An 8,360-nucleotide genomic window follows, 5' to 3' on the forward strand; every position below is an offset into this window, starting at 1 on the left:
CAACGGTATGCTAAGAACAAAAATGCCGTTCACTCTTAAGTGAACGGCATTACTCTCCTTGGGGGCTGTAGATTACCTAACCAAACCGATAACCCCTGCTATTGCACTCCAGCGTGTGAAAACGCATATCGCACTTTATGACCAACAACGCGCGTTGTTTAGTCAGGTAAAAGAGAAAACTCAAGAGATCAATCTCGGTAAGCTAGAAACACTGAACATACTGGGTAGAGCTGCTGAATTTAAAGACAATGAAACAGGCATGCACGTTAAGCGTATGAGTCACTACTGTGAAGTGCTAGCTAAAGCCTTGGGAATGACTGACGAAGATGCCGAGACGTTGCGTGATGCAGCACCAATGCATGATATTGGCAAGATTGGCATTCCCGATAGTGTGCTGCTAAAGCCTGGTAAGTTGGATGCCGGTGAGTGGAATACCATGCAGAAACACGTCGAGTACGGTGTTGAAATTCTTGGTAGGCAGAGTGATTCCAAACTGATGCGTATGGCGATTCAGGTGGCGCAATATCATCATGAGAAATGGGATGGCAGCGGTTACCCAAACCAGATCGCGGGTGAAGAAATTCCTTTGGTAGGAAGAATCGCTGCGGTGGCTGATGTGTTTGATGCCCTGACAGCAGAGCGTCCTTATAAGAAGGCTTGGAGTGTCGATGAGGCACTGAGCTTGTTTGAAGAACAGAAAGGCAAACATTTTGATCCAACTATCGTTGATCTGTTCTTTCTTAAGTTGCCCGAGATTCTTGCGATTAAAGAGGAGTTTAGCGATGAGTGATGGCTTGATGTTGTCACTAAATCGTTTTGTATTATCTCTTATCATTGGCTTATTGGTGTGGTCACTAGTCATTCGCAGTGTAAACGCGGCTGAAGTGACCGATGCTAAGTTAAACCAGTGGTTGGAAAACCAACCGACCATCACATTTATTGCGCTTTCCGACCATTACCCGTACTCATTCATCGATGACGACGGGCTGGTTTCTGGGATCATCAAAGATTGGACATTGGATCTTGAACAGCGTTTTGGTGTCCATGTTCGGTTTATCACAGTTAACTCGCGCGTCGAGGCCAAAGCGGCGTTAGTCGATGGGCGAGGCGACGTGTTCCCATTCCAACAGTTCGACCCAAGTGAAGGTGGACGTTTTCTTGCAAGTGATCCCTATATTCCTTATCAGGTGGCTGTGATAGTCCCTATCGACAAAAAACTCGATGGAAACCTAGATCAAAATAATAAACGCCGCATTGCGATGGTAAATGAAAACATAGACTTGGAGCGTGCAGGAGTGAGGTTGAGCTCTATCGAAAGAGTCGATTTTGAGAATGTTATTGATGCGGTGCGTGCGTTAGGGTCTGGTGATGTTGAAGGCATGGTCGGTGAACCTATCACCACTATGGATCTTGCGAAAAAGATTGGCGTTCATGGTCTAGCGGTCAACTATGTTTTGGAGCATTGGAAAAAGTTAGAAGCGTCGATGGTGATTCGAAATGACGAACCAGAGCTACTGACGCTAATCAACAAACAAATTGAAACTTTTGACGTTGCAAATAAGAACCAGATTTTATCAAAGTGGCTAGATACCTCTCCTTATCGAGTTCCACTAAAAGGCGTATTTGGCTTTGGTAATCCTCCGTATATGTATCCAGACAGCACCGCGGTCGGGCTAGAACACGACATTATTCAACGTGCTCTTAATGATATGGGGTATAAGCTGGGTGACGTTGTCACTCTTCCTCCTAGTGCCGCTAAAAAGGCCATCGATAACAATAATTCTATTGCCTTTGTTTCTGGCGTTCAGTTTGATGATCCTAATGCGCATTTCCTAAGTGATAACGTTCTTAATGTTGAGTTTGTTCCTGTTTCATTGACTCGCCGCAAGCTCAAACTTCAATCCCAAAACGACTTATCTCTAGGTGCGTTATTGTTCGACGAGACCTCACCAATTAAAAATTCTGTTGAAGTACTGAAGGGTATGTTAGACATTGGTCGTGTCGAAGATTACGAAGGTCTTGAATCAGCATTTTCACAGTTGAGGGCTCAAAATGTTGACTTGTTAATGGTTGAACGAAGGGTTCTGGAGTGGTTTATCACCAATACTCGTTTTATTGAAATGGCAGAGCTAACGCTACATGACGAGTATAAAGTTGAGTATCCGATCTATGTTGACTTTAAGAGTGAGGAAATCAGAGACAGTTTCAATGCCGCGATTAGAAAACTTAAACAGGCCGATGACGGTTTAAGCCAAATTATCGAGATGCAGGTTCAGAATGATTTGAGCCAAGTGCTTAAAAAGGCGAATATCATAGCTCAAATATCCGCCTATTTTATCGTCAATGACCGCTTTGAAGAGTTAACCGAAGTTTTTGAAATTTTCGATACGGACAGTTCATTTCAGGTAATCACCGCGCAAGCGGATAATAACAATCGCCCAATTAAATCTTGGTACATTGGCAACCTAGTTGATGAATATGGAGAGACGAAAAACACCTCTCATTTTTCGTCTGTCACCAAGGTGGCAAATTATCGAACCAAAGGAGGGAGCATCAATTCTGGCTCGATGACTTTCTACTTTGATGTTCAGTCGTTAGAGCGGAACCATGTTTATTTTCCATCGGTCGAACAATTTAGTTCATTTGGAGATGCGGCGAAACGCTATATTGCGGATGTTTATCAAGCGAGTAACTTGACTGGAGAGATCTTAAATCTAAGCCAAAAAGAGAGGGCGTGGATCAAAGATAATCCGGATGTTCGGATAGGTATCGATCCGAACTCATTGCCTTATGAGGCGGTATCTAATACCGGTGAATACATCGGTATAATTGACGATTATCTAACGCTCATTGAGCAGAAAACAGGGTTAAGTATCAACCATGTAGACGTTGCAAGTTGGTCAGAGACCCGTAGCTTGGTTGATCATCATGAAGTAGAACTGGTCTCCGCAGCTCAAGAGAACCGTTCGTTAGGAGACAACGTCAAAGCTGTCAAGAGCCGGTTTTCAAGCCGTTTAGCTATTGGATCGAGACGAGACATTAGTAGCTTGGTGCTTGAGGAAGCTGAAGGATGGAAAATCGGTATCTTGAAGAACGCAGCAAATACCGACGCGATTGTCGAGAAATATCCGAATATTGAATGGGTGAAAGTCGAATCCACTGAAGATGGGCTTAACCGACTGGATGATGAAACCCTAGATGGCATGATCGATACTGTCGAAGTCCTAAACTATCTCATTGATTCATATGGTCATCGTGAGGTCGGAATTATCGGACGACTTGATTTTTTCCGTTCTCCAACTTTACACGTCATTAAGTCTGAACCTTTGCTCTATTCCATTGTGAATAAGGCAATTGAGAGCATTTCTGCTGAAGAACGTCAAAAGATCTCAGCAAAATGGGCGGCGCCTAAAGCGATAGAAAGAGTTGACTATCAATTGGTTTACACCATTTCGGTTTTTTCTCTGGTGATCCTTCTTCTTATTATTTTTTGGAATCGTAAATTAACTAAGCAGATCATTATTGCTAAGGAAGCGACCGAAGCTCTAGAAAAGGCGCAGAACCAACTCTACAACATGCTAAATAGCTCTCCAATCGCCGCTAGTGTTGTGTTAGAAGAGAAGGTTCGCTATGCCAACGATACTGCGAAACGCCTGTTTGGGGTTGAAGATCTGGATCTTGATTCTATCGATGCGGCTGCTATTCATGATTCCTTAGCCGTTCGGGACGATGTACATAAGGAGCTTAATCTCAATGGAAAGGTGGTAAACAGAGAGTTGGTGCTAAGAAAGTCTGACGGAACCCGTTTCGTCGCGCTCGTCAGCTATTATTTGTTTGAGCTAGATGGCGAGATAGCAACACTATTTTGGGCATTCGATATTTCAGAAATGAAACGCCTAAACGAACAACTTGAAGAAGAGAAACAGAGAGCCGATCTGGCTAGCCAAGCTAAATCGGAATTCTTAGCCAATATGAGTCACGAAATTAGAACGCCAATGAACGCAATAATTGGTTTGTCTTATCTGGCGATTGGCGAAATATCTAATCCTGTTGCTCGAAACTATATTGAGAAAGTGCACCGTTCGGGGCATTCACTGTTAAGCATCATTAATGACATCCTCGACTTCTCTAAGATAGAGGCGGGACAGCTTGCCATTGATAGCATCCCATTTGATCCCGCAACGACCTTTAAAGATGTGATTGAGTTGATGGAGTCGAAAGCGGCTGAGAAACAACTCAATTTGTCGATGGTCATCGACCCAGAATTAGACACGCCATTACAAGGCGATCCCTTGAGGTTGTTCCAAGTCATACTCAACCTTGTGGGCAACGCGACTAAGTTTACGGAAAAAGGCAGCGTAGCGTTAACGGTGGAGCATCTTGACTCGAACGATAGCAGCCTAACCATGAAAGTGAGTGTGATGGATACCGGGATAGGCATCTCGGATGAGAACCGTCACAAGCTGTTTGAAGCCTTTAGCCAAGCGGATACCACTACAACACGTCGGTTTGGCGGTACAGGGTTAGGACTCAATATTAGTCAGAAATTGGTTCGTGCAATGGGTGGCCAAATTAGTGTTGGGAGTGTTTTCGGGCAAGGCAGTGAGTTTTCGTTTGTTCTAACATTGCCAAGATCAAGCGTTGAAGAATTGGCAGAGTTTAAAGCCCAAGAGCTGCAACTGGATTACCAGATAGAGTTCAAAGGTCAAAGGGTATTGCTCGTTGAAGATAATGAGTTAAATCAAGATTTAGCTTTGGCATTCTTCACCCGATCTAATTTGAATGCCGACTTGGCAGAGAATGGAAAAGAGGCATTGGAATTAGCTCAAAACAATGAATATGAGATGATCTTTATGGATCTGCAAATGCCGATTATGGATGGTTTCGAGGCTACACGTTTGATTCGTGAGTTTGATAAAGATGTACCAATTATTGCGATGTCGGCCAATGTGTTTGCTGATGCGAAACAGCGAGCGCGAGAGGCTGGAGTCACGGACTTCTTGGATAAGCCCATTATCATCGATAAAGCCACCTCTTTGATTACGAAATACATCGTGCCAGAGGTTTTGGTTGAGGGTAAAGCGTCATCAGAGTCGCCTTTAGTTAGGATGCAAAATAGCAGCTCTAATAGTCCGACATTAAGCTCTGATACTCTGATGGTTCTCCCTGTTTTCTCATTGCCAAGGTTCGGTCAGCTGACTCATCATGATGTGAAGCTGCAAGAGAAGATGCTTGGTAGATTCTGCCAAGGGGCGCCTGACATTATGTCGGATACCTTCGACAACCTAGTGCAAGATGAATGGGTGACGTTAGAGCGGAACCTACATACGTTAAAAAGCATGGCGGCTTCTATTGGCGGGTTGCAATTGGCTGAACAACTCGGTGGTCTTGAAAACAAAGCTCACAACAAGGCGTGTGATGAGCAGGATCTTAAACAAGCTGAGCTTGGGTTAATCGAATTGATCAAAACGTTAGAGAGCAGCTTTGATGGCTCTGGTGCTCAAGGTGTTGAAACGGCATGTACTCAAGAAACTGAGGTGAGAAGCGCTGATGCATCGAATTCGCCTAATATCACTCAAGAGCAGCGTGCTAAGTTGTATTCGCTGTTGGATGCTTATGATAACGATGCGACCCAATACGTGACTGAATTACTGGCACAGTATCCACATTCAGCAGTTCTTAAAGATGTCCAAAGTGCGTTAGATAATTACGACTTTGAACGAGCCAAAGAGGTTCTGAGTGCTTCTGAGTAGCTGTCTTTTGAACATCACTCCAACATTAAAGCCTTTAGCTCTTGCTGCGAAATAACGAACTAGCTAAAGGCTTTACTTCTTTCTGTGTCTCGGATTAATTACTGACGTGTTGTTTGATTAGATCGATAAGGGTGTTGTATCTGTGCGGCAGTTTTCGATTTCTTTTCTGAACCAAATACAGTGTTTCTTCAACCTTCACTTTAGGTGGCACAACATGCAACTTCTCTTTGTCTGGAAAGTTTTCGACAGCCCCTGCGGGTAACACGGTGAACCCAAGCCCTTTTGATACGGGTAATAGAATTTGGTGGAGTTGATTAATGTAGCCAGACTTCGGGATCTCATTGATGTTGATGTTCGCTAAATCTTTATCTCCGCATAGGTCAAAATACAAAGACAGGTAATGAGCAGAGTCTGGATGGGCTATGAGGCCGATATTGTGCAGAGCTTCAGGGGTAATCTCTAAGTCAGCAAGACTATGATGGACGATTAAGCACAGCGCCTCATTACCAATAACTTGGCTCTGATAATAGCTGTCATTGGGTGAATGTCTTACGATTCCAATATCGGTGGTGCCTTGGATTAGGTCGTTCAATATCTTTTTGTTCGGTGCCGCTTCTAGGTTGATGCTCAGGTCTTGATGTTGCTGCTGCAGTTCAAGAAGCTTGGGATACAGACGCAAAGAGAGTGAACCCGAACAGGATAGATGACATTGCCCAGAATAAGGATTGTCGAAACTCAGAGATTCGAATAAATCTTCTTGGTCTTTTTCCAGTTTAAGAGCGTAGCGATACATAATCCGACCTTGTTCGGTCAGTTCGAAACTCTTATTTTCTCTCGATAACAAGTCACAGTTACAAGCTTGCTCAAGCTTTTTGATGTGTTGGCTAACGCCAGGCTGTGTCATATACAGCTTTTCTGCAGTTTGGGTGAAATGACCAACTTCAACCAGAGTCTTAAATGTATTGAGCCAAAGTGGATTAATCATACTCACCTTTAAATGCTAACGCCTATGGATAAAAAGGCTTATAAGTAACAGAGCCTCTAAATAATAAAGCCTATAAACAACAAAGCTTCTGAATAACAAAAAATTATTATTATCTTAAGTAATGATAACTTCAACTCTAGAGCTTAAAGCAACGAAGATCAAAGCATCTTTGGTGGAATATTGTTCGAGGTATTAAGAGAATGGTCATTTATGTGAATTCATCACACGTAACAAAGTGTTGCGACTTTGTTGGATTTTTGGTCTAGTAACTAACTGTGCTCATATTTAGGAACGAAGATGAATAGAAATGTTTGGCTGCTCTCACTGTGTCAGGCCTTGTTGATGACGGGCAACATATTACTGATCTCAGTGATTGGCTTGATAGGCAAACAGATTGCACCCAGTGTCAGCATGATTACTTTGCCTGTTGCGTTGCAGTTTTTAGGCTTAATGGCAGCCACTATTCCTGCATCTTTAATTTCAGGAAAATTAGGACGAAAACGAGGGTTCAGTATTGGTAATGTGGTTGGCATTACAGGGGCGAGCCTTGCAACTTACGCTTTATCTCAGCAACATTTCTATCTGTTTTGTTTCGCCACATTTTTGCTTGGGATAGGTATTGGTTTTGGTACGCTTTATCGTTTCGCGGCTATCGAAGTGTGTGACGAAAATGCACGCCACCGTGCGATTTCAATATCAATGGCTGGTGGAGTATTGGCGGCGGTACTTGGGCCTAACTTAGCGATCATGTCTCAACAATGGTCAGCAGATGGCTTGTACATCGGTGCTTTTGCTTCGCTGATCGGCCTAAACATCTTAGCTTTAGCCTTGTTACAAACCATTCAGTTTCCTAAGGTCTCTTTTAATAGACAGGCTCCCAAAGCCGACCCTTTAAGTGTGATCGTTAAAGCGCCGAACTTTATTGGCGCTGTGTTTGCGGCCATGGTTGCTTACGCAGTAATGAACATTTTGATGACGGCAACGCCATTGGCGATGATTGGTTGCGGATTCGATTTTACTAAGGCCGCTGGTGTCATTGAGTGGCACGTATTGGGTATGTTTGTACCTGCATTCTTTACGGGTTCCCTCATCGAGAAGTTCGGCTCAAGAATGATGATCCTTGCGGGTGGTGTGTTATTTGTGGTGAGTATTGCCATCAATATCCATGGCGTATCAATTTGGCACTTCAGGGCGGCTTTGGTCGTGCTTGGTGTGGGTTGGAACTTTATGTTCATCGCTGCAACAGGTTTATTCAGCCAGTCGTATCAAGCTCAAAACAAAGCTAAGGCACAAGCGTTCAATGAATTTGTTGTGTTTGGTTGTGTGACTGTCACGGCGCTACTGTCTGGTTGGTTGGAGTCAACAGCAGGGTGGCAGAACCTTAATCTCTACGTATTACCATTCGTTTTGGCCGTAATTTTGTTGTTTGCATTCAGTGCGCGTAAATCACGCATTCAAAAGCAGCCCGTGTAATGGTTCGTCGAATGGTGGTTCAGCAAGTTTTTTACTGTGACTAAACCCCTAGTATCTTAAATTGCGACCAATAAAAAGCCCTACCGAATCGGTATAATGCCGATCGTTTAAGAAGACTTGAACGATCTTGCAGTTAGCAGATAATCCCC

Annotated in this window: 3 protein-coding genes and 1 pseudogene; 3 read left to right on the forward strand and 1 reads right to left on the reverse strand. The window is 43.6% G+C overall.

Features of this window, described 5'->3' with window-relative positions; genetic code table 11:
- Positions 1–52: 52 nt before the first annotated feature.
- A pseudogene (locus AB6D80_RS23345) lies at positions 53–790 on the forward strand (HD-GYP domain-containing protein); the annotation flags it as partial.
- Entirely contained in the window at positions 783–5,753 is a 4,971-nt protein-coding gene (locus AB6D80_RS23350) for an ATP-binding protein (RefSeq protein ID WP_372189748.1), read from the forward strand. The pseudogene AB6D80_RS23345 and the gene AB6D80_RS23350, both read left to right, overlap by 8 nt.
- A gap of 94 nt (positions 5,754–5,847) precedes the next feature.
- Here AB6D80_RS23350 and AB6D80_RS23355 read toward each other — a convergent pair whose 3' ends face one another.
- Positions 5,848–6,738, reverse strand: a complete 891-nt coding sequence (locus AB6D80_RS23355) for a LysR family transcriptional regulator (protein ID WP_009844857.1) — start codon at positions 6,736–6,738, stop codon at positions 5,848–5,850.
- 297 nt (positions 6,739–7,035) lie between these two features.
- Here AB6D80_RS23355 and AB6D80_RS23360 point away from each other — a divergent pair, with 297 nt between their 5' ends.
- Positions 7,036–8,211, forward strand: coding sequence for an MFS transporter (locus tag AB6D80_RS23360; protein ID WP_029225556.1), 1,176 nt, complete (start codon positions 7,036–7,038; stop codon positions 8,209–8,211).
- The last annotated feature ends 149 nt before the right edge of the window (positions 8,212–8,360 follow it).

Origin of the sequence: Vibrio sp. 10N.247.310.17, from assembly GCF_041466605.1 — a bacterium.
GTDB classification, from domain to species: Bacteria; Pseudomonadota; Gammaproteobacteria; order Enterobacterales; family Vibrionaceae; genus Vibrio; species Vibrio tasmaniensis_A.

What these genes read in the sequence shown, in the direction of transcription:
- AB6D80_RS23350 (WP_372189748.1), top strand. Translation starts at nt 783, where the DNA reads ATGAGTGATGGCTTGATGTTGTCACTAAATCGTTTTGTATTATCTCTT.
- AB6D80_RS23360 (WP_029225556.1), top strand. Translation starts at nt 7,036, where the DNA reads ATGAATAGAAATGTTTGGCTGCTCTCACTGTGTCAGGCCTTGTTGATG.
- AB6D80_RS23355 (WP_009844857.1), bottom strand. Translation starts at nt 6,738, where the DNA reads ATGATTAATCCACTTTGGCTCAATACATTTAAGACTCTGGTTGAAGTT.